The sequence below is a fragment of the Streptomyces albiflavescens genome (assembly GCF_014645835.1).
Lineage (GTDB): Bacteria > Actinomycetota > Actinomycetes > Streptomycetales > Streptomycetaceae > Streptomyces > Streptomyces albiflavescens.
Map to the genome: position 1 here is coordinate 629444 of NZ_BMMM01000003.1, position 24847 is coordinate 654290.

A 24847-nucleotide genomic window follows, 5' to 3' on the forward strand; every position below is an offset into this window, starting at 1 on the left:
ACATGACCGAGCAGTTGCTCCCCACCCCGTCCCACACCATCGGCCCCTTCTACGGTCATGCGCTCCCCTTTCCCGGCGGCGGCGATGTCGCGCCCCAGGGCCACCCGGACGGCATCACCCTGCACGGGTACGTGTTCGACGGCGCGGGCACGCCGATCCCCGACGCCCTGCTGGACTTCTGGCAGGCGGCGCCCGACGGCTCCCTGAAGGGCGCTCCCGGCTCGATGCGCCGCGACCCGTCGACGGGCGGTTTCCTGGGTCGCAACGGCATCGACTTCACGGGCTTCGGGCGGGTCCCCACGGATACCGACGGACATTACGCGCTGCGCACGCTGCCGCCGGGGAACGCCGGACTGCCGTACATCAGTGTCTGTGTCTTCGCGCGCGGTCTGACGCACCATCTCTTCACCCGCGCGTACCTCGCCGAAGGCGCCGACCCGCTGCTCGACTCGCTCCCGGCCGACCGGCGCGCCACGCTGATCGCGGCCGAAGGGGAGAACCGCACATACCGTTTCGACATCCGCCTTCAGGGCGAAGGCGAAACGGTCTTCCTGGAGTTCCAGTGACAGCTGTCGACCCTGTCGATTCCCACGCGCTGCTCGCCCCCGGGTGGGCGGTCTGCCCGGCCGCGTCCGCGACGAGCGACACCGCGTATCTGCGGGCGCTGCTCGACGCGGAGGCCGCGCTGACCCGCGCCCAGGCATCACTGGGGCTGGCCCCTGCGGGGGCTGCTGCCGCAGTGGACGGGGCGGCCGACGTCTCGGGCTTCGATGTCGCGGGGATCGCGTCGCGCGCGCGAAATGGCGGCAATCCGGTCATCCCCCTGGTCGCGGACCTGACGACGGCGGTCGGCGCGGAGTTCGGCCCGTACGTCCACCGTGGCGCGACGAGCCAGGACATCATGGACTCGGCGACCATGCTGGTCGCCGCGCGCACACTGGACCTCGTCCTGGGGGACCTCAGCCGCGCGGAGCAGGCGCTGGCCCGGCTCGCCGCGGACCATCGCGACACGGCGATGCCCGGCCGGACCCTGACCCAGCACGCCGTGCCGACCACCTTCGGGCTGAAGGCGGCGGGGTGGCGATCGCTGGTGCTGGACGCGCGGGACCGCCTCGCGGGCGTCCGGCTTCCCGCCCAACTGGGCGGCGCCGCAGGGACGTTGGCCGCCTTCACCGCGTTCGGTGCACAGGACGGTCGGGCCCTTGTGGCGGCGTACGCGCGAGAACTCGGCCTCGCCGAGCCCGTGCTGCCCTGGCACACCCTCCGGACGCCGATCGCCGACCTGGCCGGAGCGCTGGCGTTCACCGCCGGAGCCCTGGGCAAGACCGCCGTCGACGTGCTCACCCTCGCCCGCACCGAGATCGCCGAGGTCGCCGAGGGCTCCGGCGGCGGATCGTCCGCGATGCCGCACAAGGCCAACCCCGTGCGGGCCACCCTCGTCGCCGCCGCGGCCCGCCGGGCGCCGCAGCTCGCGGCCACGCTCTACGGGGCGATGGCGGCCGAGGACGAGCGTCCGGCCGGGGCCTGGCACGCCGAGTGGGAGCCCCTGCGGGACCTGCTCCGACTGGTCGGCGGGGCGGCGCGCGATGCCGCCGAACTGGCGGAGGGGCTCCGGGTGAACGCGGACCGCATGCGTGAACACCTAGGTCTCACCCACGGATTGATCGTCTCCGAGCGGCTGGCCGTCGAGCTCGCTCCCGTGCTCGGGCGGGCCCGCGCAAAGGAGCTGCTGACGCGGGCCGCGCAGCGCGCCGTCGCCGAGAACCGGCCCCTCGCGGACGTGCTCGGCGGAGAGCCGGAGCTCAAGGACCTCGACCTCGCGGACCTCACCGACCCCACCCGCTACATGGGCTCCGCGGGAGCCCTCACCGACCGTGCTCTGGAGCGACGTTGACCGACACACTGCTCAACCACCACGACGAGGGTCCCACCACCGCTCCTCCCCTGCTCCTCGGGCCCTCGCTCGGCACATCGACCGCCCTGTGGGACAAGGTCGCGCCCGAGTTGTCCGTCACCCACCGCGTGATCCGCTGGGATCTGCCGGGTCACGGTGGTTCGGCCGCGGACCTGATCGGGCCCGGCGCGACCGTCGCCGACCTCGCCCGGCTGGTGCTCGCCCTCGCCGACTCGCTCGGCATCGACCGGTTCGCGTACGCGGGTGTCTCGCTCGGTGGCGCGGTCGGTCTGCAGCTGGCCGTGCACCACCCGGAGCGTCTGGAGAGCCTCGCCGTCATCTGCTCGTCCGCCCACTTCAACGGCTCCAAGCCGTGGGAGGAGCGCGCGGAGACCGTGCGCCGCGAGGGCCTCGCCGCGCTCGCCGACACCGCGAACGCCCGCTGGTTCACGCCCGGCTTCACCGTGCCCGGGCTGGTGGAGGACCATCGCACCGCGGATCCCGAGGCGTACGCCGCCTGCTGTGACGCGCTCGCCGCCTTCGACATCCGGGAGCGGCTGTCGTCCATCGGCGCGCCGACCCTGCTCATCGCGGGCCGCGAGGATCCGGCGACACCGCCCGCGCATCTGCGGGAGATCGCGGACGCGGTGCCCGGCGCCTCGCTCACCGAGATCGCGGGCGCCTCGCATCTGGCGCCCGCGGAGCGCCCGGAGGCTGTGCTCGCCGCGCTGCGCGGGCACTTCGACGGGTATGCGCTGCGGGGCATGGAGGTGCGCCGTCAGGTCCTCGGGGATGAGCACGTGGACCGCGCACAGGCCCGGCAGACGCCCTTCACCGCCCGTTTCCAGGACTTCATCTCACGCTATGCGTGGGGCGAGATCTGGACGGATCCGACGCTGGCGCGCCGTGAGCGCAGCGTGATCACGCTGACCGCGCTGGTGGCGCACGGCCACTACGACGAGCTGGCCATGCACGTCCGCGCGGCGCGGCGGGTCGGTCTCACGCCCGAGGAGATCGGCGCGGTGCTCCTGCAGACGGCCGTGTACTGCGGTGTTCCGGCGGCGAACTCGGCGTTCGCGGTGGCGCAACGAGTGCTGGCGGAAGAAGACAAGACCGAAGGGTGACCCTGCTGGTCGTAGCTTCAACGGCACCTCGTGCATGCCTCCAGATGGTGCCTAGGGTGGAGGCATGTCCACTGTTCTGATCACCGGTGCCACCTCCGGGCTCGGCCGGTACGTCGCCTTCGAGCTGGTCCGCTCCGGATACGTCGTCCTCGCCCACGGGCGCGACCGCGAGCGGACCGAGGCGCTCGTCACGGAGCTGCGGGCGGAGGGTGGCGAAGCCTTCGGGTACGTCGCCGATCTGGCCTCGCTCGCGCAGGTGCGGCGCCTGGGCGAGGAGGTCGCCGCCGCGCACCCTCGTCTCGACGTACTGATCAACAATGCGGGGGTCGGCGCCGGCCCGCGCGGTACGGGCCGCGAGGTGAGCGCCGACGGTCACGAGCTGCGGCTCGCGGTGAACTATCTCGCGCCGGTCGCCCTCACCCGCGCACTGCTGCCCACGCTCCGCGCGAGTGCCCCGTCGCGCGTCGTCAACGTCGGCTCGGTCGGCCAGGAGCCGCTGGACTTCGACGACCCGGAACTCACCCGGGGCTACAGCGGCGTATCGGCGTACTGCCGCAGCAAGTTCGCGCTGGCGGCGCACACGTTCGCGCTGAGCGAGGCAGCGGCGGGCAGCGGCGTCTCGGTGAACGTCCTGCACCCCGCGACCTACATGGACACGGCGATGGTCCGGGAGGCCGGGGTGGTCCCCTGGTCCACCGTCGCCGACGGTGCGGCGGGTGTACTGGCCCTGGCCACACGGGAGTTGGGCACCGGCGGGTACTTCGACGGTACGAGCCCCTCGCGGGCGCACGCGCAGGCGTACGACCGCGAGGTGTGGAAGCGGCTGGAGGCGACCACGGATCAGCTGCTCGGTACCTGACCTGAGACCTGGCTGCGGGACTCCGGCGCCTGAGACCCGGCTACCGGACTCCGACGCCTGAGACCCGGCTGCCGGACCTGGGAGCCCGAGGCCCAGCTACCGGACTCCGACGCCTGAGACCCGGCTGCCGGACCTGGGAGCCCGAGGCCCGGCTGCCGGACGGAGATTGTGCCGCCGGGCTAGGTCCTGTCGTCAAATTCCCGTCGTCCGCCCGGAGGGCGGGCCCTGCGGCGTCAGGTGCGTGCTCTCGGCGTGCCGGGCACAGGCCCTCGTACTGGATGTACTTGGGTCTGTGCCCGGTGCGGCGAGAGTGCGTGCATGGCGTCGCGGGGCAGACGGGAATTTGACGACAGGGCCTAGAGGCCCGCCAGCGCCTCCTTCGCCTTCGCCACCAGCCCGTCCGATCCACACGAACGCGCCAGCGTCAGTCCCTTGTTGAGCTCCGCCACCGAGCGGGCGGCGATGCCGTACTCGACGCGGGCCGCCGCGTGTTCGTACTGGCAGGGCGAGGCTTCCAGGTAGGTGACCGCCTGGGCCGCCAGTCGTACCGCGCGCTGACCCGATTCGAGGGCCGCGGCGCAGCGGAGCGCCTCGCCGATGGCCGTGTCGGTGCCGAAACGCTCGGCCTGGCGGCGGGCGTCGGCGGCCAGGGTGGCGGCACGCGCCGGGTCCTCGGCGGCGAGGGCCCGGGCGAGGTCGACCGCCCAGGGTGCGAGCACCGGGTTGTGGTGACCGCGAGCGGTGGCGGCCTTCTCGGCTGCCTCGAGTTCGTTGATGCCGTCCTTGGCTCGGCCGGCGGCGAGCAGCAGACGACCGCGTACGGAGCGGGTGTCCGGGAGCACGATCGTGGACGGGTACGGAGGCGCGAAACCGTAGCGTTCGGCGATCTCCGACGCCTCCTGGACGTGGCCGCGGGCGAGCAGCGTGTCGATGAGTCCGCAGGTCGCGGACCAGTAGAGGGGCAGCCCTCGGCCGACCCGTTCGGCGAGACGGAGCGATTCCCGCTGGTAGTGCTGCGCGTCGACGAGGCGGCCCCGTCGGCGGTGCGCGAGGCCGAGGTAGGCGTTGGCCAGGGAGAGGTGGCCGCCGCTCCAGCCGGCCTTCACATAGGCGTGCAGGGCCTCGCTGAACAGGCTTTCGGCCCGGTCCAGCCGGTCGGCGTAGGCATACGCGCTGCCGAGCATCAGGAGCAGTTCGACGCCCCACTCGGTGTCGGTCCAGCCGAGTCCGGGTGCGAGGCGGCCGTTGACGAGGGCGCGGTCACAGAGTTCCACGACCTCTTCGGCGTTCTCGCCACGCGTCATCGCGTCGAAGCCGCGCAGTATGAGCAGCGCGCGCTCGGAGTTGTCCCGCCCGGTGCAGGTCCTGACGAGTTCGGCGAGACCGAGGGAGTGTCCCGAGGCGCGCTCCTCGCCCGCGTGGATGCCCTCCCACATGTAGTGCACCGCCTGCAGCCGCATCCGGGCGGGGCCCGGTTCGAGCCGGGCGACCTCCTCGTCGACCGTGCGGACGGCCTCGTCCAGCTGGTTGTTGTGGAGCAGCGCCTGGGAGAGCCGGAAGACGGCGTCCACGCGCATGGTGTCCTCGAGGCCGGGCCTTTCGAGCGCGGCGCGCAGATGGCCGATGGTCGTGGAGGGCGCGGTCAGGAGGGTGGCGCAGCCCAGTTCGTAGAGCACACGGGCGTGGACGTCGGGAAGCGGGGGCTCGGCCAGCGCGCGCTCCAGACAGCGCCTGGCCGCGTCGGGCGCGCCGACGGCGAGGTGTTCCCGGGCGGCCTCGCGCATCTGCTCGACGAGTTCGGGGTCGTCGTCCGGGTGGACTTCGAGGAGATGGCGGGACGCCGCGGCCGCGCCGCGCCCGGACTCGGTGACCGCCCAGGCCGCCTGGCCGTGCATCGCGGTGCGCAGGGCGTCCGGGATCGAGCGGTAGACCGCGGTCGCGATGAGCGGGTGCACGAACTCCAGCTGATCTTCCTCCACTTGACCGTTCGTCGGCGCGGCCCTGGTCAGGATGCGGGCGGCGCTGAGGAGTTCGGCGCAGCGCAGGGCCTCATTGCTCTGCATGCCGGCGAGTTGGGCGGCGAGGTCGAGGGATATCCCGGTGCCGAGGATCGCGGCCGCCCAGGCGAACCGCGTGGCGTCGATGCCGAGTCCCTCGAGGCGGGCGACGAGTCCGCGGCCGCGGGCCGAGCGGTTCAGGTCGCGCAGTTCGGCGGCCGACCCCTCGGCCGGCTCCATCTCGCTGTCCTGCACCTTGGCGAGCAGTTCGACCGTCTCGTACGGATTGCCGCCGGTGACCGCCCACACTTCGCGGCAGAACGGCGCGTCGGCGTGCTCCCCGAGCGTGGCGCGGGTCAGCCCTTCGGCCGCAGCCGGGGTCAGCGCGCTCAACGTGGCGACCGGTCGGGCCGCGGCGGCGACCACGTCGAGCAGCCGGGCGCTCTCGCCGCTGACCCCGCCGGGGCGGCGGGCGACCACGACGAGGACGGACAGGTCATCGAGCCGCTCGGCGAACGCGGCGAGCCAGCGCAACGTCTCCTGGTCGGCCCAGTGGGCGTCATCGATGAGCAGCACGAGCGGCCATTCGCGCTTGGCGAGCCGCCGCACCGCCGCGACCAGACCGTCGCACACACCCTGCGGGTCGGGCTGACGGTCGCCCGGCTCCGTGATGCCGAGGGCGGGTCCTGCGATGTCGTACCAGTCGCCCAGGTACTCACGCGCCTCCTCCGGCATCAGCGAGACGAGGGCCGGCTGCAGCAACTGCCGTACGACATTGAAGGGAACGGACGTGACGGTCTCGCCGCCGCGTGCCGACCACACCGCACAGCCGCTGCTCTCCGCGATCCGGCGCGCCTCGGCGAGGAGCGCGGTCTTGCCGAGGCCGGCCTCGCCGCTGAACACCAGCAGGCTTCCCGAGGAGGCGGAGTCCGCGCGCAGCGCGGCGATCGCCTCTTCGAGTGTGGCAACTTCCTCATCGCGCTCCCACAGGGAAGCCGAGGCGACCACTCCGGGCCGTACCTCCGTCATCCCGCTACCTCCCCAGGATCGCCACATCGACGTACTGGTAACGAGCCTAGCCGCCGGGAAGCCGCAGTGGAGGGGGGACCGGGCACGTGTTGCCGAGAGGAGTGACAGTGATGTCCCTGAGGCGACGCGGCGGGGCGTCGACCAGCCCGTGTGAAAGTTATTGACAGTCAACAACCCCCGAACTGAAGCAAATTTTCCAACATCAGTCTCCGTCGGAGGCCGACTCCTCACGGCCCCGGCACACCCCGGGAGGAACCGGCATGAGCGCCCCCGCGCACGACTCGGACCTGCGCGCCGCCCGGTCCGAGCACTCCCGCAGAGCCCTGTTCGCGGGCTCCGTGGGCAACTTCATCGAGTGGTACGAGTTCGGGGTCTACGGCTATTTCGCGACGATCATCGCGGCGCGCTTCTTCACACCGGAGGGCGGCAGCGAGGTCGAGGCCCTGGTGAAGACATACGCGTCCTTCGCACTGGCGTTCTTCTTCCGGCCCGTTGGCGCCGCGCTGTTCGGAAGGCTCGGCGACCGCATCGGGCGGCGCCCGGTTCTCATCCTGGTGATCGCCCTGATGACGGCCGCGACGACCCTGATCGGCATGCTGCCCACCTACGCCACGGTCGGGGCCCTCGCCCCGTGGCTGCTCACCTTCCTCCGCGTGCTCCAAGGACTGTCCGCGGGCGGAGAGTTCGGGGGCGCGGTCTCGGTGATGACGGAGTTCGCGCCGCCGGGCAGACGTGGACTGTACGGGTCGTGGCAATCCTTCACCGTCGCGCTCGGGCTCCTTGCCGGCGCGGGCGTCGCGGCGCTGCTGGCCACGGTGCTCGGCGCCGGCGAGCTGGAGGACTGGGGCTGGCGCCTGCCCTTCCTGTTGACGCTGCCGCTCGGCCTCGGTGCGCTGTGGCTGCGGCTGAGACTGGACGAGACGCCGTCCTTCGAGCGGGAACGGCAAGGGGAGCGCCCGCCCGGCCGTGAGGTGGCCAGGGCGATCGCGCTCGGCGCCGGGCGCGTCATGGGCTGGGCGGCGGCCGGTTACACCTTCCTGGTCGTGCTCCCCTCGTACCTGCAGAGCACTCTGAACGCGACCTTCCAGCAGGCACTGCTCGCCACGGTCCTCACCAACCTCGGCTTCGCGGCCACGATCGTCCCGGCGGGATGGCTCAGCGACCGGATCGGGCGGCGCCCGGTCATGCTCACGGGGGCCGTCCTGGTCACCGTGCTGGCGATCCCGCTGCTCAACCTCCTTCACAACACCGGGACTTCGAACGGAGTGAAGGGTGTCGCCGTCTTCCTGGCGGGTGCCGTCGTCGGGCTGATGGCGGGGCCCGGTCCCGCGATGCTCTCCGAGATGTTCCCGACGAGCGTGCGCTACACCGGCCTGGGACTCGCCTACGCACTGTCCAATGCGGTGTTCTCGGGCTGCGCGGGGCTCATCATCACGGAGACGATCAAACGGACGGGCAGCGTGGACATCCCCGCGTACTACGCTGCGGCGACCTGCGCGGTGAGCGCGCTCGCGCTCGCCACGCTCCGTCCAGGCGAAGAGAGGTGAGCGGGTGCGGGTGATCGGCCTGATGTCCGGTACGTCGTACGACGCGATCGACGCGGCGGCCGCCGAGCTGACCCTCGACGGGGACAGCCTCGTACTGCGGCCGCTCGGGCTCGTCAGCGAGGCGTACGAGGACGGACTGCGCGAGGCGCTCGCGGCGGCGCTGCCTCCGGCCCCCACCAGCCTGGCCGAGGTGTGCCGCCTGGACACCCTCATCGGGCAGGCCTTCGCGGCGACAGCCGTCCGGGCCGACCGGGAACTGTGCGGCGGGGAAGGTGAGTTGGTCGCCTCGCACGGGCAGACCGTCTACCACTGGGCGGCGGACGGGCAGGTGCACGGAACCCTCCAGCTCGGGCAGCCCGCCTGGATCGCCGAGGCGACCGGGCTGCCGGTGGTCGCCGACTTCCGCCCGCGTGACATCGCCGCGGGCGGCCAGGGCGCGCCGCTGGTGAGCCTGGTCGACCTGCTGTGGCTGCGCGGCCGGCCCGGGACACCGGTGGCGCTGAACCTCGGCGGCATCGCCAACCTCACCGCGCCGGACGGCACCGCCTTCGACACCGGGCCCGCATGCGCGCTCGTCGACGCGGCGGTACGCGGGCTGAGCGGAGGACGCCTCGACTACGACGTGGACGGCGCCCTCGCCGCCCGCGGCACCGTCCACGAGCCGCTGCTCCTGCGCCTGCTCGCCGAGCCGTACTACGCGCTGCCCGCGCCCAAGACCACGGGCAAGGAGCTGTTTCATCTCGGCTATCTGCGGGACGCGTTGACGGGTTTCGGGACGCTCACCGCCGAGGACGTCATCGCGACCCTCACCCGGCTCACCGCACGGACGGTCGCGGACGCCGTGCGCGCGGTGCGGGCCACGGAGGTGATCGCCTCCGGCGGCGGCACCCGCAATCCCGTACTCATGGCGATGCTGAGCGAGGAACTCCCCGACGTGCTGCTGCGCACCTCCGACGAGTTGGGGCTGCCGTCGAACGCCAAGGAGGCGTACGCCTTCGCCGTGCTGGGCTTTCTGACGCTGCACGGACTCGCGGGCACCGATCCGGCGAGCACCGGGGCCCGGCACCCCAGCGTGCTCGGATCGATCACCCCGGGAAGGAACGGGCTGCGGCTGCCGCCGCGGGCGGACCGGACGCCCGTACGGCTGATGGTGAAGTGACTCCTGCCGGGGCCCTCTCATCCGCCTTTCACCCAGGGCTCATACGGTGGGCACCATGACGCAGGTGACTCCTCCCGGCTGGTATCCCGACCCCGGGCAGACAGATGAAGCTCCCGCCACCGAGCGCTGGTGGGACGGTAAGGCATGGACGGACCAGACCCGCCCCGTCGGGTCGGCCGCCGCATGGGGTCCCCCGGCGCACCCGTCGGCCGCCGGACCGTATCCGGCCCTGGCCCCGGGTGCACCGCGACGCGGACTGCGCATGGGCATAGCGGTCGCCGCGGCGATCGCGGTCCTCGCGGGCATCGGAGGCGGTGTGTACGCGCTGACCAAGGACGACGGCAACAGCGGCAGCAGCGCGAACTCCCAGGGCCCCGGCGGTCAGGGCGGCCCCGGAGGCGGACAGGGTGGCACGGGCGCGCCCTGGGGCGGACAGGGTGGCGAGTCGGGGGGACCCGGCGGCGCACCCGGTGACTCCGGCGGTTCGGGCGGCCAGACCCCGGCGCCCGGTCAGTCGGGGCAGCCGCAGACCGAGGACGGCTACGCCACGGACGCGTACAACGGCATCAGCATCCCGGTGCCCGACGGCTGGACCGGCCAGAGCGGGATGGGTAGCGCCACGATCTCCACCAAGGACACCTACAAGTGCCCCGGCGACACCTCGCAGAAGTGCCAGCGGGGCGGGGCGTACTCGGCTCCCGCACTGGCGCAGAAGCTGAAGTCGACCACGGCGGAGGCGGCGGCCAAGGAGGACATCGCCAAGAACGCCACGGAGTCGTACGGCAAGGGCTACGGCACGATCACCTCGCACACGGAGCTCGCCTCGAAGGCGGTCACGGTGGCCGGCGAGAAGGGCTATCTGGTCCGGTGGAAGGTCGTGACGAGCAAGGGTGACGACGGCTATGTCGAGTCGCTCGTCTTCCCCTCCCCCACAGACTCCAAGTCGCTCGTCGTCGTCCGCTTCGGTGTCGACGTCAGCTCCAAGGCGCCCGAGCAGTCGGTGATCGACACGATCACCAAGGGCATCAAGGTGGCGCCCGGGGCCGGCGGCAACGGGCAGAACGTCTAGGGGGTTTCGTCCGGCCTGATCCGCCGGACGGAGCACGGCCCGAAAGAGTTCGGCCGGGTGGGGCGCCCCTCCGCTCAAGGGGAACCCCACCCGGCCGGGGGGTGCGCGCCGCCCCCGTCCCCACGGTGCGGCGCGATACAGGCCGACGTCCGGTCATCCCGCGGACGGCGACCTGAGTCTCAGGTCAGGCCAAGGGCCGGCAGCACGACCGCCTCCACGAATTGCGAGAGATAGTCCGAATCCGCGTACTTGCCTTCCAGAACGGGGCGTACGCGCACGACCCCGAACAGCTGCGCCGGGATGAACTCCAGCGCCGGGTGGTCGGCGGCGATCTCCCCGCGGTCGACCGCGCGGGCGATCATCTCCCCGACCGCCGCGATCTCGGGCTCGACGAGCGCGTCGCGCAACGCCTCCTGCAGCTCGCTGTCCTGCATCACGGCATGGCCGAGCGCCTGGAGCAGCTGGGTGTCGGGGCCCGACCAGTCGCCCGCGGCCCGCGCGGCCTCGCGCAGGTCCCCGGCGAGCGAGCCGGTGTCGATCCCCGCGAACCGCGGACAGCGGTTGGCGCGCAGCGCGGCGGCCACGAACTGGGGCTTCGTCTTCCACTGCCGGTAGAGCGTGGACTTGCTGCAGCGGGTGCTCGTGGCCACGCCCTCCATGGAGAGCGCCTCGTAGCCGCTATCGCGGATCTGGTCGAGCACGGCGTCGTAGAACTCCTGCTCACGCTCGGGCGTGATCTTGGAGCGGCTCGAGGCGATGACCGTCTCCGGTCCGTCCGCAGCCTGCGACGTCATGGCTCTTCTCCTCGCTGATCAGGCTCGGGTCGGTGACCCGTGGTGTTCCGCTTCACACAGTCTAATCGATACGCCAGTGTACCGGTACGGAGGCGTATCGGTACACTGGCGTATCGGTACACCGCCGTATCGGTACACTCCCGTATCGGTACACTGCCGTATCGATGAGCCTTGGACAGAACCCACTCTTCTGTCGAGTGGATCCTGTCCTGGGCTCACCGCGCACCACCCCACGCAAGACCGTCAGCAAGGGGGCCGGGGGATGGATTCCCGAACCGAGCCTGCAGATTCCGAGTCCGCCTCAGAACCGGAGCCGCCCGACGCGGCCATACGCCGGGCGTCGCCCCAGGGCGGCGCCTCCGCATCGCACGCGTACGACGCCGCGGCGCGCCCGCCGCTCCTTCGCGAGCTGCTGCTCGTCGTGGGGCTCTTCGCCATCTACAAGATCGGCAGGCAGCTGGCCACCGGCCATACCGGCGAGGCGTTCGGCAACGCACACCGCGTGTGGGACCTGGAGCGGGCCGTCCACCTGCCGGGCGAGGGCGCCGTGCAGAGCGCACTGCTGCACAGCGACACCCTCGTGCACATCGCGAACACCTACTACGCGGCCGTGCACTTCCCGGCCACCGCGGCCTTCCTGGTCTGGCTGTATCTGCGGCGCCCCGCCCACTACGTCTGGGCCCGCCGAGTGCTCGCCGTGCTCACCGCCGCTGCCCTGGTGGGACATCTCACCTTCCCGCTCGCGCCGCCGCGCCTGCTCGGCGAGGCGGGGCTCGTGGACACCGGGCAGGCGTACGGGCCCACGGTGTACGGGGCGCACCCGGCGACCGACTCGATGGCGAACCAGTTCGCGGCGATGCCGTCACTGCACTTCGGCTGGGCGCTGATGGTGGCGATCGGCCTGATCGCGGCCACTCACTCCCGATGGCGCTGGCTGTGGCTGCTGCATCCGCTGCTCACCCTGCTGGTGATCGTCGGCACGGCGAACCACTACTGGCTCGACGCCATCGTCGCGACCGCGCTGCTCGGCATCGCGCTCGCCGTGATCCACCTGCCGCACCGGACGGCGACGACCGCCGGCCGGGTCCAGGAGCGCGCCGAAGGTCCCGTGCAGGAAGTGCCGGAGCTCGTGGGGGCGGCGCGATGAGCGCGACTGCCGCCGCCGTCGTCCTGTCCCTGTTCTCGGCCGTCGCGTACGCCGCCGCGGCCGTCGCCCAGGAGCGGCTCGCCTCCCGGTCCGCCGGCTCGGGCACGCTGCGGCTGCTGGCCAGCGGGGCCTGGTGGTGGTCGGTCGTGCTCAACGCGTCCGCCGCGCTGCTGCATGTCGCCGCGCTCAAGTACGGAACGCTCACGCTGGTGCAGCCGCTCGGCGCGCTCACCCTGGTGGCCGCGGTGCCGCTGGGGGCGCGGGTGGCCGGACGGCGGGTCAGCGCGGTCGAGTGGCGCGGTACGGCGCTCACGCTGCTCGGCCTCGCCGCGCTGCTCGTCACGGCGTCCGGGCCCGCGCCCGAGGACGTGCTGAGCGTGCCGCAGGCGCTGGCCGTCGCCGGTACGACCGCCGTGCTGATCGGCGGTCTGTCACGACCGGGAGCGCGGCCGGGGCTGCGGCACGCGACCGCCTCCGGGTTCGCCTCGGGTGTCGCCTCCGCGCTCACGCAGACCGTGACGGTGGCCGCGACGGACCGTTCGGACTCGCTGCTGAGTGCCCAAGTCGTCGTGGTGGCACTGCTCGTGGCGGCCTTCGCTGTGGGCGGACTCCTGCTGTCGCAGACCGCGTACCAGGGCGGTCTCGGCGCACCGCTCGCCGTCGTGACGCTCGCCAACCCGGTGGCCGCCGCGGCGATCGGCCTGTCCCTGCTGGGCGAACACCTTCAGGGCGGCGCGGCGGGCGTCATGCTGGCACTCGCGGGAGCGGGTGTAGCGGCGTGGGGTGTGCTGACGCTCTCACGGTCGGCCCCGGAGCCCGTGCCCTCGGCGGCCGACTTGGTGGCCGACTTGATGGACGACGACCACCCCGTCGCCGCGGTGCTGGCACTGGAGCCGGGATCGGCGGCGTACGAACCCTCATTGGTGCCCCAGCAGCCCAACCCGGGCCACCTGACGGCTCACTAGCGTCGACTCGCCGACGCCAACGACAGAAGGGCGGTTGCGGAGATCCGCAACCGCCCTTCCTCATGCCGAGTGCCGCATGGCGAAGGCGATGTCAGCCCAGTCCTCGGGAGTCCTGCTTGAGCGCCGTGTCGACGGTCAGCGCCGTCGCCACGACGAGGCTCAGCAGGGGCTCCGGAAGCTGGAAGTGGATCTGCAGGACGTAGTTGTCCGCAGTGGTGAACATCGTCTTGGCGAGGCCTTCCCAGGTCTTGGTGATCCGGGCGACCTCGTTGTCCGCGTGGTCGACGATCGCGAAGTTCCAGGCACGCCAGTTCTCCGCCTTGATCGCGCCGACCTGTTGGCCGTTGACGTTCATCGCGAAGTTGATCTTGCCGATCATGTTCTGCTGCACGATCTCGCCGACCGGCGAGCCGTCCGGACGCGACACGATCACCCGTGACTTGAGGAACTTCGCGGGGCGGGTCAGCAGCAGCTGCGGCTGGCCGTACGCGTCACGGATCTCCAGCTTGTGGGTCATGAACTGGTCGAGGCTGGAGACGAAGCGCAGGATCTTCTTGAACGCGTTCTGCCCGACCTCGGTCACCGAACCGAGCTGGTTGCCGTTCTGATCCATGACCTTGTACTCGTTGGTCACCTCGATCAGCTTGGCCTTCTGGTTCACCACCAGGACCGGTTCGGTGAACAGCGTGCCGCCACCCACGCCACTCGGCGCGACCCCGGCCTGCTGCTGCACCTGCTGCTGCACGCGCGGGTCGGGCCCCGGAGCGGGCTGGGCGTACGCCTGCTGGGCCTGATGCGGTACCTGCGGTGCCGCCGGGGCCTGCTGGTCCGCATTCGTGTGCTCGGTCCATTGCGAGCCGTCCCAGTAACGCAACGTCTGGGGCGCCCCGTGGGGATCCGGGTACCAACCTGCAGGAGTGTTCGAATGCGTGGTCACCGGGGCACACTACCGTGCGATGGCCGGATATCAACCGGCATTGGGGTAACCATCAGGCGGTGACGATCGCCGGATCGCTCACACCGGGCTGCCCGTTCTCGACATGTCCGGCGAACCGGCGCAAGAAGCCCGCGTCCGCGTCGGACACGACGGACAGGTCGTACCAGCGCCTGCTCGCCCGCAGATCCACCGTGTGCCGGACGGTCGCGCCCGCCCGCACCTTGAACGACAGCGACTTTCCGCCATAGCCGTTGGTGAGCTTGAGGACAACCGTGCCGGAGCCCTTGTTGGTGAAGGTCAGCTCCACATCGCTCCCGACGTGCCGAGCGGTGACCTCGGGTCCGGCGACCTTGCCCGGGCCCTTGAAGGTGCGCAGGAAGCCGTTCGGTCCGTGCACGGTGAGGTCGTACGAGCCGTTCGAGTACGCCGAGTTCCAGGTGTCCGAGACCGTTTTGCCCGCCTCGGTGGTGTACGTCCAGGGGCCGTCGGTGCGGTTCCCGGAGGTGACGAGGAAAGCCGCGCCGGCCTTGGCGCCCGAGCCGAAGGTGAGCGTGAACTTGCCGGCCGCCGGGTCCGCCGAACCGTCCACGAGGGGCGCGTACTTCAGCGGGCGGGCCGGGCGAGAACCGCGCTCCTGCTTGGGAAGGACCGGGTTCGCGGGCGGGGTGGGCACGAAGTCGGGGTGACGGTCGTGGTCCGGCGGCTGGTAGCCGTCGGTGTCCGGCAGAGCGACCGGCTTCGTGTCCTTGCGGGCGAAGTCGAACGCGGCGGTCAGGTCACCGCTGATCGCGCGCCGCCAGGGCGAGATGTTCGGCTCGTGCACACCGAAGCGGCGCTCCATGAACCGGATGATCGAGGTGTGGTCGAGCGTCTCGGAGCAGACGAACCCGCCCTTGCTCCACGGCGAGACGACGAGCATCGGCACGCGCTGGCCGAGTCCGTAGGGTCCGGCCGTGCGGCTCGCGTCGCCCTTGTAGAGGTCCGGGCCCACATCGACCGTGGACTTGCCCTGCGCGTCGGACTGCGGCGGGAACGGCGGCACGAGGTGATCGAAGAAGCCGTCGTTCTCGTCGTACGTGATGAACAGGGCCGTCCTGCTCCAGACCTCGGGGTCGGAGGTGAGCGCGTCGAGGACCTGGGAGATGTACCAAGCACCGTAGTTGGCGGGCCAGTTGGGGTGCTCGGTGAACGCCTCGGGCGCGACGACCCAGGAGATCTTGGGCAACTTCTTGCCCTGGACGTCGGCCTTCAGCTGGTCGAAGAAGCCCTCGCCCTTGCGGGCGTCGGTGCCGGTGCGCGCCTTGTCGTAGAGCGGGTCGCCGGGCTTGGCGTTGCGGTACTGGTTGAAGTACAGCAGCGAGTTGTCGCCGTAGTTGCCGCGGTAGGCGTCGGAGATCCAGCCCCAGGAGCCATTGGCGTCCAGGCCGTCGCCGACGTCCTGGTAGATCTTCCAGGAGACCCCGGCCGCCTCGAGCCGCTCCGGGTACGTCGTCCAGTCGTACCCGACCTCGTCGTTGCCGAGGACCGGGCCGCCGCCCTTGCCGTCGTTCCCCGTGTAACCCGTCCACATGTAGTAGCGGTTCGGGTCGGTGGAGCCGATGAACGAACAGTGGTACGCGTCGCAGATGGTGAACGAGTCGGCGAGCGCGTAGTGGAAGGGGATGTCCTCGCGCGTCAGGTACGCCATCGTTGTCGACGACTTGGCGGGTACCCATTTGTCGTACTTGCCCTTGTTGAAGGCAGTGTGTCCGTCGCTCCAGCCGTGCGGGAGATCCTGGATGAACTGCATACCCAGGTCGTCTGCCTCGGGCCGGAACGGAAGCACGTCCTTGGTCCCGTCCGACTGGTACCACACCGACTTGGTACCGGAGGTCGTGGCCGGGCGCGGGTCACCGAAGCCGCGGACGCCTCTCAGCGAGCCGAAGTAGTGGTCGAAGGAACGGTTTTCCTGCATCAGGACGACGATGTGCTCGACGTCATCGATCGTGCCGGAACGGTGGTGCGCGGGCAGCGCCGCGGCCCGCTGAATGCTGCTGGACAGCGCGGTGAACCCCGCAGTACCGCCGGCGAGTTGAAGGAAACGACGCCGATTCACTTGAGGCATGAGTGGGTGACCTCTTGTCCTGACGGGCCTGGTCGGCCGGAAGCTGATGGAACGTGCGCGATTGGAGTGTTCCAAGAGCACCAAACGTCAGGGAAGGGTCCTGTGGCCCTCATGTGAAAGTCGGGGGTACGTGAGGCGAACGGATTCAGACAGGGCGTCAGCCGTCCGTGGAGACCGGGGCTGGAATCCGCGGGCGCAGTCGCCACCGGCGCCCTTCCCGCCCCTGACCGCACGCGCGGATGACCGCAGGCACGGTGACCGCACGCACGGATGACCGCAGGCACGGTGGCCGCACGCACGGATGACCGCAGGCACGGTGACCGCACGCACGGATGACCGCCGTCGGCGTTCCGGCCGCCCAGGAGACTGCCGTCTGACGAGGGCACCGGCGCGCACCCTGGGCTGAGCCGCACGAGTCCAGCCGGTCGTCGCCGTGCTGTTGCCGGGCTCGACCATGAGCGCGCCTGCCCCGACGAGGCCTCGGAGCCAGCGCCGTCCGAGCGCGTCAGGCATGCCTTCGCCGAAGCCTCCAACGCGGGCTCCGGTCTCACGGAAGACACAGCCCCGGCGGCACGGGGGAATCCGCCGGGGCTGACAACTCCCATATGGCAGAACCGCCTCCTGGGCCGGACTGCTTCAACGAGCCACCTTCGCACGGGCGTTACCGCAGCAGCACATCGACAGCCCCGGCAACCAGCAGGCGGATCACCTGCGTGGAAACCACGAAGTCCCGTCCATCGTGGTCGCCGCGAAGTTCGGAACGTACGGCTGTGCCACGGGATCAGAGAATGCGGCGGGCGGGCCAAGTAGCGGTGTGGAGCAGGTACTCCAGGGGGCCGCGACGGAAGATGCGGGTCCAGGCGGTGGCCAGGAGCATCGCGATCGCGATGAAGGCGAGCAGCACCGGAGGCGCGCTCAGGGTCTCGTCCTCGGTGTCGACGAGGGCCCAGAGGGCGACGATGTGGAGGGCATAGGCGGTCAGAGACACCATGCCCACCGCCGAGACGGGTGTTGCCAAGCGCATGACGCGTGGCATCCGGTCGGCGACGGTGAGACACGCGGCCACGACAACGAACGCGACGCCCGTGTTTCCGAGGATGGAGAACGTCGTCTGGCTGTGCGGCGCGGCCACCAGCAGCCACTCCGCCGGTGTGTTGCCGGTCAGGTCGCCGACAGTGTCGGACCACCAGGCCGAGGAGGCGGAACCTCCGTCCGTGGCACCGGCGATGACGGTACCCATGTGCGGCACGAGGTGCAGGGCCAGGCACGAGCCTCCGTAGCCGAGCACGGCGAGCACACCACCGGCGACGGCCAGCCGGCCCCGGAGCCCGGGCCGGGTGAGGTCGAGCCGGGCGACCGCCATACCTGCGATCATGAACGGAATCCAGGTGAGGACGGGGTACTCACCAGTGAACAGCAGCTCGATGAGTCCGTCCGAATCGGTGATCCGGGCCAGTGGATCCCGGGCGACGACGGCGTCCGCCCAGCCGCCCTGGTCGATCAACTGGTTGATGATGTACAGCACTTGAGGCAGGATCAGCGCACTCCCGGCTGCGATTACCGCGAGTGTCCTGGCCCGCAGCCGGTACAGCGGCAGGACCGCGAGGAAGATCAGCCCGTAGTAGGCGAGGATCACGTCGACGTCGGTGTCGAGCGCGGTCAGCGCGTATCCCAGGGCCACCAGGACAAGAGAGCGTATGACGACCCTGGCCACGGCCTGCCGCCCCGCGCGTCCGGTCCGCGGGTGCGGGCGGCCGGTGATGATGACGAGCGAAAATCCAGCCAGCACAGCGAACAGGGCCGAGGAGCGGCCACGGGCCAGCTCCAGCAGAAAGCCCACCGGTCCGCCCACCGTCACGTCGGGGCCGACATGGGCGGAGTACATGCCGAAGACGGCGAGTCCGCGAGCAAGATCGATTCCGATCAGCCGTCGGGTTGACGGTGTACTGGTGGAATCGGGTGGGCGTTCGCCCCTTGACGCCACCGCGGCGGGTGCAGCCGTGGACGGTATGGCCGATGATGCGTTGGATGTCATGCTCTCAGGGTCTGGAGCTTCGGGGACATGCTCCAGCGGTCGGTTTTCCGAAGGTACCTGGCCGACCGGGCCGTTCCGCCCCCGCCAAGTGGCGGGACCACACCGGCCGATGGGCCGGAATCCGGCCCGCGCCCTGACGGCGGCCTCTCGTCGTGGTACGCAGACATCGAGGGGTGGTCCAGGGACGAGCGGAGCGCGCGTGATCCGGGTAGTGGTGGTCGACGACGAGGCCCTGATCCGTACGGGCTTCCAACGCATCCTCGACACGGCGGAGGACATCGACGTCGTGGCGGCTGTTCCGGGTGGCCAAGCCATGCGGGCGGTAAAGGAGTCGCGCCCGGACGTCGTCCTGCTGGACATCCGGATGCCGGACGTGGACGGACTCACCGTCCTGGCCGAACTCCGTCGGCTGACACAGCCGCCAGCGGTGGCGATACTCACCACGTTCGACACCGACGAATACGTGACGACCGCCCTGCGCTCGGGCGCCGCCGGCTTTCTCCTCAAGGACACCGACCCCGAGCAACTCCCCCACCTGATACGCACCTTGGCCGGGGGCGGAACCGTCCTCTCTTCCCAGGTCACCCGGAAAGTGGTGGACGGCTACCTGGACGTAGGCCCCCAAGACCATGCTGTGGACGCCGTAGCCAGGCTCACCGATCGCGAGCGCACCGTGCTCCTCCTCATCGCCGAAGGTCTCGCGAACAACGACATCGGCGCGCGGCTGCACCTCAGCGCCAGCACGGTAAAGGGCCATGTCAGCGCTATCTTCACCAAGTTGCGGGTGGGCAGCCGCGTTCAGGCGGCGCTGCTCGCCGAACGCGCGGGTCTCCTCAGGCTGCCGCGGAACCGGGAAGGCTGATGAAACGCCACCGGCTGCCCGCGCCGCTGCTGGACGCGATGCTCGTTGGAGCCTCGCTGGCGGACGTCTGGGTCAACGTGGACACCGAAGAACGGCTGGCGATGGCGTGTGCCCTCCTCGCCGCCTTCGCTCTGCCCCTCCGTCGACGGCTTCCCCTGTCGACCTTCCTCCTGACCCTGCCGACCGCCATCGTCACCGACGCGGTGCTCGCGACGCTCGCAGCGCTCTACACCCTCGCCTCACTGAGCCGCCATCGCATCCTGCTGGCCGGCTGCGCCCTGACCTTCGCGATCAGCGACTTCACACCGTGGCCTTGGTCGTCGGTGGAAGTCCACGAACTCTCCGACACCTCCAGCCTGATCCACCTCAGCTACGGCCTGGCGACGGCAGCGGCACCGGTCTTCCTCGGCCAACTCGTCCAGGCCCGGCGCGAGCTGTCGCTGAGGCTCGCCGAAATCTCCGAAGCCCGTGAACACGAGCGGCTGCTGACCGCCCAGTCCGTACTGGCGACCGAGCGCGCACAGCTCGCCCGGGAGATGCACGATGTCGTGGCCCACCAGGTCAGCCTCATCGCGGTACAGGCCGGAGCACTGCAGATGGGCACCCAGGACGCCGAGACCCGGGAGGTCGCGGCCACCATCCGGCGGCTCGGCGTGCAGACCCTTGAGGAACTGCGCCACATGGTCAGCGTCCTGCGTGCCTCCGGCAGCCGCCCCACCGAGCTGACTCCCCAACCGTCCCTCGCCGACCTCCAACGACTGGTCAACGGAAGCGGCATCGAAGCCGAGTTGAGTACGGACCTGCCCGACAGCCTCCCACCGACCGTCCAGCGCGCCCTCTACCGCACCGTCCAGGAAGCCCTGACCAACGTACGCAAACACGCCCCCGGTGCCACCGCGGCCATCCGCATCCACCACGAGGACGGTGCCGTCCACGCCATCGTCACCAACACCGCTCCCGCCCGACCCGCCCTCCCCCTGCCCAGCGCCCACCACGGCCTCATCGGACTGCGCCAGCGGGCCGAACTTCTCGGCGGCACCATCGTCTTCCGGCCCACGGCGGCAGGAGGCTACGAGCTGCGTCTGGAGCTGCCGATCGAGGATGCTCGTTGAAACGAGAAGGTTTTCATGGGTGCGTACATACGGCTCGGCAAACGGCAGCGGTCACTCGAGCTGCCGTTGCCCCGAACTGGGCGGCGCCGCAGGTGCTCGTTGCCGGCGGCCTCATGGACGGCCGGCAGGCGACCACCCAGGGGGTGCATACGGCATGGGCCCAAGACCATCAGCCCCGTGATTGCCGTAACGAAGCGCCAGCTGCCCATGTCTCGCTCCACCTTGGGTGTGAAGGGAATGGCAGCATCACTCTGTCCTCCCGCGCCGGTGACCACGGGCAGCCAGGCCAGCACCCTGACCAGTACTTTTACAGAAGGACTTCCGCCTGACAGAAGCCGCCTTGCCGAGCCGCCGCAAGCGTCACGACCCTGAGTCCAACCACGGCACGCGGGGCGAAGACGCCCCGCTCTCAGGGACGGGAACGCCATGCCTCACATGACCGCCTTCGCCAGGAACCAGTGGTACGTCGCCGCCTACTCGCGCGAGGTCGGGCGCGAGCTGCTCGGCCGGACGGTCCTCGGCGAACCGCTTGTCTTCTATCGCACCGAGGACGACGGGACGGCCGTCGCCCTGTCCGACCGGTGCGTGCACCGGCGCTTCCCGCTCTCGGAGAGCCGGCTCGACGGCGACCGGATCGTGTGCGGGTACCACGGGTTCACGTACGACACGACGGGCGCCTGCGTGTATGTGCCCGGCCAGAAACGGATACCGCGCACGGCGCGTGTCGCCTCGTACCCGGTCGTCGAGCAGGACTCGTTCGTATGGGTGTGGATCGGCGACCCGGCCCTCGCCGACCCGGGGGCCATCCCGCGGGCCCGGCACATGGACTCGCCGGACTGGACCACGGTGTCCGGCATGGAGCCCATCGACGCCGACTACGGCCTCCTCGTCGACAACCTCCTCGACCTCTCCCACGAGACCTATCTGCACGGCGGCTACATCGGCACCCCCGAGGTCGCCGAGACGCCGATCACGACGGAGGTCGACGAGGGCGCGGGTATCGTCCGGGTCAGCCGGCACATGGACGACGCCGAGTGTCCGCCGTTCTACGCCCGCTCGACCGGCATCGAGGGCCGCATCACGCGCTGGCAGGACATCGAGTACTTCGCCCCGTGCCTGTATCTGCTGCACAGCCGGATCGCGGCGGTCGGTGTGCTGCCCGAGGCGGACGGCAGCGACCCGAACGCCTTCCACACGGAGATCACGTACGCGATCACGCCGTCCGGCGACGGCACGGTGTACGACTTCTGGGCGGTCTCCCGGGACTTCGCCCGCGATGACGAGGAAGTCACCACGTTCCTGCGGGACTTCAACCACACCGTCGTGATGCAGGACGTCGACGCGCTCAACCTGCTGCAGAAGACGCTGGGCACGGAGCGCACCGGTTACCAGGAGCTGAGCATCAACATCGACACCGGCGGTCTCGCCGCCCGTCGCATCCTCGCGCGTCTGGTCGAGGAGGGCGACAAGCCGATGGAGAAGGTCCAGTGACCAGCCCGTCCGGCGAGATCTACCGCGTCGACTGGCTCCCGGGCACCGACATCCTGCACGGCACCTGCCACTGCGGGGCCGAGCACACCGCCCAGGACCCGATCGAGATGTGGGAGTGGATGCTCGCCCACCCCGAAGGCCACACGCCCGCAGGCCACACGCCCGAAGGCCACGCGTCGCAAGGCCGCGCATCCCAAAGACACGCACCGCAAGGACACGCACCGCAAGGACACCGTTCATGACCTCGTACGAAGCCGAACTCGTCGTCGAGCGGCGGGAGTCCGCGGCCGACGGTGTGCTCGCCCTCACCCTGCGCCACCCGCTCGGCGAGGAACTCCCCTCCTGGGAGCCGGGCGCCCACATCGATGTCGTGCTCGGGCCGGGCCTGGAGCGGCAGTACTCGCTGTGCGGTGATCCGTCGGACGGTCGTGCGTGGCGGATCGCGGTGCTGCGGGAGCCGGACGGGCGCGGTGGCTCCTCGTACGTGCACGAGCAGTTGGGCCAGGGCGACAAGGTCCGCGTACGCGGTCCGCGCAACCACTTCGAGCTCCGGCCCGCGCCCCGCTACCGCTTCATCGCGGGCGGCATCGGCATCACGCCGATCCTGCCGATGCTGACCGCGGCCGAGGCGGCGGGCGCGGAGTGGACACTGCTCTACGGCGGTCGGACGCGCGGATCCATGGCATTCGCCGAGGAGTTGAGCCGCTACGGGGACCGGGTGCGGTTCGCTCCCCAGGACGAGACCGGGCTGCTGGACCTGATGTCCGTGCTCGCCGCGGTCTCCGAGGACACGCTCGTCTACTGCTGCGGTCCCGGCCCCCTGCTGGACGCGGTGGAGGAGGCATGCCCGAGCGGGCGGCTGCACGTCGAGCGCTTCCGGCCGAAGCTTCAAGAGAGCGGCCCGGACGACGAGTTCGAGGTCGTGCTGGAGCGCAGCGCCCGCACGCTGACCGTCCCCGCCGGCGTCTCCGTCCTCGACACCGTGCGGGCCGCCGGTGTCGAGGTGCTCTACTCCTGCACCGAGGGCACCTGCGGGACCTGCGAGACGGACGTCCTCGAAGGGACCCCGGACCACCGGGACTCGGTGCTCACGGACGAGGAGCGGGAGGCGGGCGAGACGATGCTCATCTGTGTGTCCCGCTGTCTCGGAAAGCGGCTCGTGCTGGACCTGTGAGCCGGAGGTCCTGGAGGTCCGCCTCGATGCGGGCCACGGTCGCCAGCAGGTGGGGCAGCAGATCGCGGCGTACGGAGGCCAGGGAGTTGCGGCTCGCGTGCACCGGGATGTTCACCGCCGCCACCACCTCGCCGTCCCGGTCCCGTACCGGGGCGGCGACCGAGCGCAGCCCCTCCTCCAACTCCTGGTCGACGATGGCGTACCCCTGACGTCGTACGCGGTCCAGTTCCGCTGTGAGCAGCTCGGCCGAGACGATGGTGTGCGCCGTCAGGGGCCGCAGTGCGGCGCGGGCGAGCCGGGCGTCCACCTCCTCCCCGGGCAGATGGGCGAGGATCACCCGGCCCACGGAGGTGACATGGGCCGGGAAGCGCGTGCCGACGGTGATGTTCGCGGTCATGATCCGGCGGGTGGGCACACGCGCCACGTACACGATGTCGTCGCCGTCGAGGACGCAGAGCGAGGACGACTCCCCCACCCGGAGGGCCAGTTGCTCCAGATGCGGTTGGGCGAACATCACGGATGCCTGCCGGGTCATCGAGGCTGCCAACCGCACGCTGCTCGACCACCCAGAAGGGATCTGATCCGCTCTGAGGGCTCACTGTCAGCCTCAAGCCTCGTGTCCGATAGCGGCGGAATCGTGCTCAGCGTGATCGACGGTATCTACCTCGCCTTGGCATGGCGACAGCGCCGTGCCGCGACCTCTGCGTCTCGGCGTCAGTCGCGCGGTTCGTGACGCTGTCCGGTAGGTCGACGAGCACAGTGTCGGCAACCCAACTTCCTGACAACGCCAGCTGCGCCGCGTCAAGCAACGTTTGCCCTACCGATGCTCCTGGGCAAGAGCAGATCGACAGCGGCTGATCAAGGATCTCTGCTCCTATCCTGGGCCGCATGGCCAATGACATGGAGATAGAGAGCTATCAGCACGAGGCCGTGGAGCTGACGGTGGGGGAGCTACTCGACGCTCTCAGCGGATTGCCTGCCGAGGCTCCGATACGTATCGACGTGCCGCTGAGTCCGAGGTCAGAGGAGATGCGGGACTCGGTTGACTCGGGCGTCAGCCACTTCGTGGTAAGCGGAGTCGTCCTTCATGACGCAGACCACCTCCGCCGGGACGAAGTGGTCCTGCAGGCGGATTTCTGTTCGGGGTGGTACGTCCGCCCGGTCGAATCGGACGTAGAAGCGTGACCTGGCCCTGCCCGGGAGGGCAGTTCAGGCGACGTTCGCCCTGCTGACCACGGCGCGAAGGCGTTCGTCGGCGGCGTGCTTGTTCCGCCAGATGGTGTAGCGGCGGATCATGCTGCCCTGGGCCTGGTGGCTGGGATGGTCGGTGCCGTCGAGGGCAAAGTAGCGCGGAGCGGTGAACTGGGCCTCGATCCGGTTGAGCCAGGAGCTGTTGGTCGGGGTGTAGGCGATCTCCACGTTGGCCCCCGAGCACCCTCAACTACCCCGCCACCAGGACATATACCCAGCGAAAGAGGAACCCAGCACTAGTAGGACTCCGTTAGGTCTTCCTCTCGGCCCTGTTTGGGAGCATGTTGGAGGTGTGGA

Annotated in this window: 20 protein-coding genes and 2 pseudogenes; 15 read left to right on the plus strand and 7 right to left on the minus strand. The window is 70.5% G+C overall.

The window, feature by feature from the left end; all coding sequences use genetic code 11:
- The first annotated feature begins 2 nt into the window (after positions 1-2).
- The 4 genes from pcaG (at position 3) to IEY95_RS12260 (ending at position 3877) form a co-directional block, all read left to right on the plus strand.
- Positions 3-566, plus strand: a complete 564-nt coding sequence (pcaG, locus tag IEY95_RS12245) for a protocatechuate 3,4-dioxygenase subunit alpha (protein ID WP_189185968.1) — start codon at positions 3-5, stop codon at positions 564-566.
- On the plus strand, positions 563-1894 hold the full coding sequence (gene pcaB / locus IEY95_RS12250) for a 3-carboxy-cis,cis-muconate cycloisomerase (RefSeq protein ID WP_189185969.1): 1332 nt from the start codon (positions 563-565) through the stop codon (positions 1892-1894). The genes pcaG and pcaB overlap by 4 nt, the downstream gene beginning before the upstream one ends.
- A complete protein-coding gene (pcaDC, locus tag IEY95_RS12255; protein WP_189185970.1) occupies positions 1891-3018 on the plus strand; it encodes a bifunctional 3-oxoadipate enol-lactonase/4-carboxymuconolactone decarboxylase PcaDC in 1128 nt (375 codons plus the stop codon). Before pcaB ends, pcaDC begins: the two co-directional genes overlap by 4 nt.
- A 64-nt stretch (positions 3019-3082) precedes the next feature.
- Entirely contained in the window at positions 3083-3877 is a 795-nt protein-coding gene (locus tag IEY95_RS12260; RefSeq protein WP_189185971.1) for an SDR family NAD(P)-dependent oxidoreductase, read from the plus strand.
- Positions 3878-4233: 356 nt separating this feature from the next.
- On the opposite strand, the gene IEY95_RS12265 is transcribed toward IEY95_RS12260, so the two are convergent.
- On the minus strand, positions 4234-6903 hold the full coding sequence (locus IEY95_RS12265; RefSeq protein ID WP_189185972.1) for an ATP-binding protein: 2670 nt from the start codon (positions 6901-6903) through the stop codon (positions 4234-4236).
- A gap of 260 nt (positions 6904-7163) precedes the next feature.
- On the opposite strand from IEY95_RS12265, the gene IEY95_RS12270 reads away from it, so the two are divergent.
- From IEY95_RS12270 to IEY95_RS12280, 3 genes are read left to right on the plus strand one after another with little or no spacing between them, the layout of a single operon-like run.
- Positions 7164-8450, plus strand: a complete 1287-nt coding sequence (locus tag IEY95_RS12270) for an MFS transporter (protein WP_189185973.1) — start codon at positions 7164-7166, stop codon at positions 8448-8450.
- 4 nt (positions 8451-8454) lie between these two features.
- Positions 8455-9609 (plus strand): anhydro-N-acetylmuramic acid kinase, encoded by a 1155-nt coding sequence (locus IEY95_RS12275; protein ID WP_189185974.1) that lies wholly within the window; start codon positions 8455-8457, stop codon positions 9607-9609.
- A 55-nt stretch (positions 9610-9664) separates the two neighbouring features.
- Complete coding sequence (locus IEY95_RS12280) at positions 9665-10678, plus strand: DUF2510 domain-containing protein (RefSeq protein WP_189185975.1); 1014 nt, start codon at positions 9665-9667, stop codon at positions 10676-10678.
- 179 nt (positions 10679-10857) lie between these two features.
- Here IEY95_RS12280 and IEY95_RS12285 read toward each other — a convergent pair whose 3' ends face one another.
- A complete protein-coding gene (locus IEY95_RS12285) occupies positions 10858-11472 on the minus strand; it encodes a TetR/AcrR family transcriptional regulator (protein WP_189185976.1) in 615 nt (204 codons plus the stop codon).
- Positions 11473-11734: 262 nt separating this feature from the next.
- On the opposite strand from IEY95_RS12285, the gene IEY95_RS12290 reads away from it, so the two are divergent.
- Together IEY95_RS12290 and IEY95_RS12295 are read left to right on the plus strand one after the other, a co-directional pair.
- Positions 11735-12619 (plus strand): phosphatase PAP2 family protein, encoded by an 885-nt coding sequence (locus tag IEY95_RS12290; protein ID WP_189185977.1) that lies wholly within the window; start codon positions 11735-11737, stop codon positions 12617-12619.
- The gene (locus IEY95_RS12295) at positions 12616-13584 is read left to right on the plus strand and encodes a DMT family protein (protein ID WP_189185978.1); all 969 of its coding nucleotides are present in this window, start codon (positions 12616-12618) and stop codon (positions 13582-13584) included. Before IEY95_RS12290 ends, IEY95_RS12295 begins: the two co-directional genes overlap by 4 nt.
- 91 nt (positions 13585-13675) lie before the next feature.
- On the opposite strand, the gene IEY95_RS12300 is transcribed toward IEY95_RS12295, so the two are convergent.
- From IEY95_RS12300 to IEY95_RS12310, 3 genes are all read right to left on the minus strand, one after another.
- Positions 13676-14521 carry an LURP-one-related family protein gene (locus IEY95_RS12300; protein WP_189185979.1) on the minus strand — a complete coding sequence of 282 codons (846 nt, stop codon included), beginning with the start codon at positions 14519-14521 and terminating at the stop codon, positions 13676-13678.
- Positions 14522-14573: 52 nt separating this feature from the next.
- Positions 14574-16625: a phosphocholine-specific phospholipase C gene (locus IEY95_RS12305; protein ID WP_189185980.1), complete on the minus strand. Its 2052-nt coding sequence runs from the start codon at positions 16623-16625 to the stop codon at positions 14574-14576.
- Between the two features lie 781 nt (positions 16626-17406).
- A complete protein-coding gene (locus tag IEY95_RS12310; protein ID WP_189185981.1) occupies positions 17407-18660 on the minus strand; it encodes a DUF418 domain-containing protein in 1254 nt (417 codons plus the stop codon).
- A gap of 199 nt (positions 18661-18859) precedes the next feature.
- Here IEY95_RS12310 and IEY95_RS12315 point away from each other — a divergent pair, with 199 nt between their 5' ends.
- The 5 genes from IEY95_RS12315 (at position 18860) to IEY95_RS12335 (ending at position 23299) form a co-directional block, all read left to right on the plus strand.
- Complete coding sequence (locus IEY95_RS12315) at positions 18860-19522, plus strand: response regulator (protein ID WP_189185982.1); 663 nt, start codon at positions 18860-18862, stop codon at positions 19520-19522.
- Positions 19522-20634 (plus strand): sensor histidine kinase, encoded by a 1113-nt coding sequence (locus tag IEY95_RS12320; protein ID WP_189185983.1) that lies wholly within the window; start codon positions 19522-19524, stop codon positions 20632-20634. Before IEY95_RS12315 ends, IEY95_RS12320 begins: the two co-directional genes overlap by 1 nt.
- A 426-nt stretch (positions 20635-21060) precedes the next feature.
- Complete coding sequence (locus tag IEY95_RS12325; protein WP_189185984.1) at positions 21061-22125, plus strand: aromatic ring-hydroxylating dioxygenase subunit alpha; 1065 nt, start codon at positions 21061-21063, stop codon at positions 22123-22125.
- The gene (locus tag IEY95_RS12330) at positions 22122-22367 is read left to right on the plus strand and encodes a hypothetical protein (protein ID WP_189185985.1); all 246 of its coding nucleotides are present in this window, start codon (positions 22122-22124) and stop codon (positions 22365-22367) included. Before IEY95_RS12325 ends, IEY95_RS12330 begins: the two co-directional genes overlap by 4 nt.
- Positions 22364-23299: a PDR/VanB family oxidoreductase gene (locus tag IEY95_RS12335; RefSeq protein WP_189185986.1), complete on the plus strand. Its 936-nt coding sequence runs from the start codon at positions 22364-22366 to the stop codon at positions 23297-23299. Before IEY95_RS12330 ends, IEY95_RS12335 begins: the two co-directional genes overlap by 4 nt.
- Here the strand turns inward: IEY95_RS12335 and IEY95_RS12340 are convergent.
- Positions 23250-23807 (minus strand): annotated as a pseudogene (locus tag IEY95_RS12340) (IclR family transcriptional regulator domain-containing protein); the annotation flags it as partial. The gene IEY95_RS12335 and the pseudogene IEY95_RS12340 sit on opposite strands and share 50 nt — an antisense overlap.
- Positions 23808-24187: 380 nt before the next feature.
- On the opposite strand from IEY95_RS12340, the gene IEY95_RS12345 reads away from it, so the two are divergent.
- Entirely contained in the window at positions 24188-24484 is a 297-nt protein-coding gene (locus IEY95_RS12345) for a DUF6225 family protein (RefSeq protein ID WP_189185987.1), read from the plus strand.
- Between the two features lie 24 nt (positions 24485-24508).
- On the opposite strand, the pseudogene IEY95_RS12350 reads toward IEY95_RS12345, so the two are convergent.
- Positions 24509-24721, minus strand: a pseudogene (locus IEY95_RS12350) (transposase); the annotation flags it as partial.
- Positions 24722-24847: the final 126 nt, after the last annotated feature.

Coding starts and splice junctions, on each gene's coding strand:
- IEY95_RS12295 (WP_189185978.1), top strand. CDS start 12,616: ATGAGCGCGACTGCCGCCGCCGTCGTCCTGTCCCTGTTCTCGGCCGTC.
- IEY95_RS12285 (WP_189185976.1), bottom strand. CDS start 11,472: ATGACGTCGCAGGCTGCGGACGGACCGGAGACGGTCATCGCCTCGAGC.
- IEY95_RS12335 (WP_189185986.1), top strand. CDS start 22,364: ATGACCTCGTACGAAGCCGAACTCGTCGTCGAGCGGCGGGAGTCCGCG.
- IEY95_RS12270 (WP_189185973.1), top strand. CDS start 7,164: ATGAGCGCCCCCGCGCACGACTCGGACCTGCGCGCCGCCCGGTCCGAG.
- IEY95_RS12325 (WP_189185984.1), top strand. CDS start 21,061: ATGCCTCACATGACCGCCTTCGCCAGGAACCAGTGGTACGTCGCCGCC.
- pcaG (WP_189185968.1), top strand. CDS start 3: ATGACCGAGCAGTTGCTCCCCACCCCGTCCCACACCATCGGCCCCTTC.
- IEY95_RS12345 (WP_189185987.1), top strand. CDS start 24,188: ATGGCCAATGACATGGAGATAGAGAGCTATCAGCACGAGGCCGTGGAG.
- IEY95_RS12305 (WP_189185980.1), bottom strand. CDS start 16,625: ATGCCTCAAGTGAATCGGCGTCGTTTCCTTCAACTCGCCGGCGGTACT.
- IEY95_RS12290 (WP_189185977.1), top strand. CDS start 11,735: ATGGATTCCCGAACCGAGCCTGCAGATTCCGAGTCCGCCTCAGAACCG.
- IEY95_RS12260 (WP_189185971.1), top strand. CDS start 3,083: ATGTCCACTGTTCTGATCACCGGTGCCACCTCCGGGCTCGGCCGGTAC.
- IEY95_RS12320 (WP_189185983.1), top strand. CDS start 19,522: ATGAAACGCCACCGGCTGCCCGCGCCGCTGCTGGACGCGATGCTCGTT.
- IEY95_RS12265 (WP_189185972.1), bottom strand. CDS start 6,903: ATGACGGAGGTACGGCCCGGAGTGGTCGCCTCGGCTTCCCTGTGGGAG.
- IEY95_RS12280 (WP_189185975.1), top strand. CDS start 9,665: ATGACGCAGGTGACTCCTCCCGGCTGGTATCCCGACCCCGGGCAGACA.
- IEY95_RS12310 (WP_189185981.1), bottom strand. CDS start 18,660: ATGACATCCAACGCATCATCGGCCATACCGTCCACGGCTGCACCCGCC.